General features: G+C 59.3%; 1 protein-coding gene. It reads left to right on the forward strand.

Annotation, left to right across the window (positions count from 1 at the left end; genetic code table 11):
• Positions 1-68: 68 nt before the first annotated feature.
• A protein-coding gene (locus ACSR1C_RS20530; protein WP_460260865.1) for an IS3 family transposase occupies positions 69-1,228 on the forward strand; the annotation gives its coding sequence in 2 pieces (ribosomal slippage) (positions 69-318 and positions 318-1,228; 1,161 coding nt in all).
• Positions 1,229-1,254: the final 26 nt, after the last annotated feature.

The following is a 1,254-nucleotide window of genomic DNA, read 5'->3' on the forward strand; positions in this document are numbered from 1 at the left end:
TGACCTGCTCCCCGAAACTTCCCTCGTTCTGATGTAGAGTTTGCTCAACCTTTTGAAGGAGCAAACGAATGCGAAAGAGCCGTTTCACCGAGGCGCAGATCATCGGGATGATCAAGGAACAGGAAGCTGGAATGCCGACGGCGGAGGTGTGCCGCAAGCACGGTCTCAGCCAGGGCACGTTCTACAAGTACAAATCGAAGTATGGCGGCATGGAGGTTTCTGACGTTGCCAAGATGAGGTCGTTGGAAGACGAGAATGCCAAGCTCAAGCGGCTGCTGGCCGACACGATGCTGGACAACGTCGTGCTGAAGGATTTGCTGGGAAAGAGCTGACGACGCCGAATGAGCGGCGAGAGGCAGCGCGTCGCGCGATGCGGGATCACGATATCTCGCAACGCCGGGCCTGCCGACTTGTCGGTGTCGATCCGAAGACGGTCCGGCGCGAACGCCCGCCGGACAACCCCGAGATACGCAAGGAGATGAAAGCCGTCGCGGCCAAGCGCCGTCGCTTCGGCTACCGGCGGATCGGGGTGATGCTGGAGCGCAAGGGAATGATCATGAACCACAAGAAGCTGTATCGGCTTTACACGGAGGAGAAGTTGGGCGTCAGGCGACGACGGGGCCGGAAACGGGCGCGAGGATCGCGGACGCCAATGCCAGAAGCTCTGAGGCCGGGCGAACGCTGGTCGTTGGACTTTCTGTCCGACACGTTCGGTGCTTCACGCCGGTTCCGCATCTTGGCAGTGAACGATGATTGCTGCCGCGATAACCTGTGCCTGATGGCCGATACCAGTATCTCGGGCGCCCGTGTGGCGCGGGAACTGGATGCGCTGGTTCGCATCTATGGCAAGCCCTCCGGCATTGTCAGCGATAATGGGACAGAGTTCACCAGTCGGGGCATCCTGAAATGGGCCAACGACAACGACGTGGACTGGCACTACATCGACCCGGGCAAGCCACAGCAGAATGCCTTCATCGAGTCATTCAACGGCAGCCTGCGCGACGAACTTTTGAATGAAGAGATGTTCGACAATTTGGACGATGCCCGGCGCAAGCTGGCGCTTTGGCGCTACGACTACAACAATGTCAGACCGCACTCATCGCTCAGCAACAAGACACCCGCAGAAGCGCGTCGGACGCTTGAGCAATTTGAGGGCTCCGCGCCCGACGCGCTTGCCCAAACCGAAACCGAGGAATATGAAAACCAGACCCGCAGACTCTCGTTATGAATGAGGGACCATCGGGGGGCAGGTCA

It is taken from the genome of Actibacterium sp. D185-2 (assembly GCF_054954595.1).